Annotated in this window: 1 protein-coding gene; it reads right to left on the minus strand. The window is 40.2% G+C overall.

What is annotated here, in order from left to right; all coding sequences use genetic code 11:
- Positions 1–448: 448 nt before the first annotated feature.
- Positions 449–858 (minus strand): hypothetical protein (locus tag OU793_RS24680; protein WP_274647922.1); only part of this gene is annotated, 410 nt, incomplete at its 5' end.

The following is an 858-nucleotide window of genomic DNA, read 5'->3' on the forward strand; positions in this document are numbered from 1 at the left end:
GCACTAACGATAGCCATTACTGCAATAGAAGAAGCTTTCAGGGTAAATTTCATAAGTTTTCTCTTATCAATGTTGAATGAAGCACGGCCGAGCCTATATTAAGGGGCGTGCAGGACTCTCCTTGTTGGTTTTCATGCATCTTGCACATTGCTCTTTTTGGGATGCAATACCGGAAAAAGGGCAAAATTAGTAAGAAGGAAGTCAAGACTTCTTTCCTACTTCCCGTTATAAGCTTGCATTAACCCATAAGGTTACAGGCGATTAGGCTGACAAACTTATAGATTAAGTATTGGTCAATTTGAATAAAATGCAAAATACGAGAGTGAAAAACAAAGAGTTCGTTAAATCGGCGCGTATGGTCATAAAAACATCTTAATTATATGTCAATAAACTGTCAGGTAGAACGTCAGTTTTTTGTTTTCAGAATTTTCCTATAAAAAGGGGGGGGCTAAATCAATAACTTAGGAGTGCGTTGTGTGAACGGAACCGTATATTCAATCTGACAAATACCAGCTCCTAACTGTCGATTGACTTGTTCCTGATGTTGCGCTGAACGATTCAGATAATGTTCTGTCATGGCGAGGTTCCCTTTCCCATGCCCAATCCATACCGAGGCGGTGAATACGTCTTTTGTTATGCTCACGACACGTTGCACCGCAAACTTACGACAAGAATGTAATCCAACTCGGATGCCTTTGAGTTTTTTCTCAAGTTTTTCTCTAATTTGACAACAAATGTGATAGACCATTTGTCTCGATACGGGGGCGTCGCTTTTTGCCTTACGACTGCCAAGTTCTTCACGAGCAAAAAGGTATTGCCAATTTTGTTGACAACTTCGTTCGTAACGTCGCTTTAAAA

The sequence above is a fragment of the Vibrio sp. VP6 genome, from assembly GCF_028823755.1.
Classification (GTDB): Bacteria; Pseudomonadota; Gammaproteobacteria; order Enterobacterales; family Vibrionaceae; genus Vibrio; species Vibrio parahaemolyticus.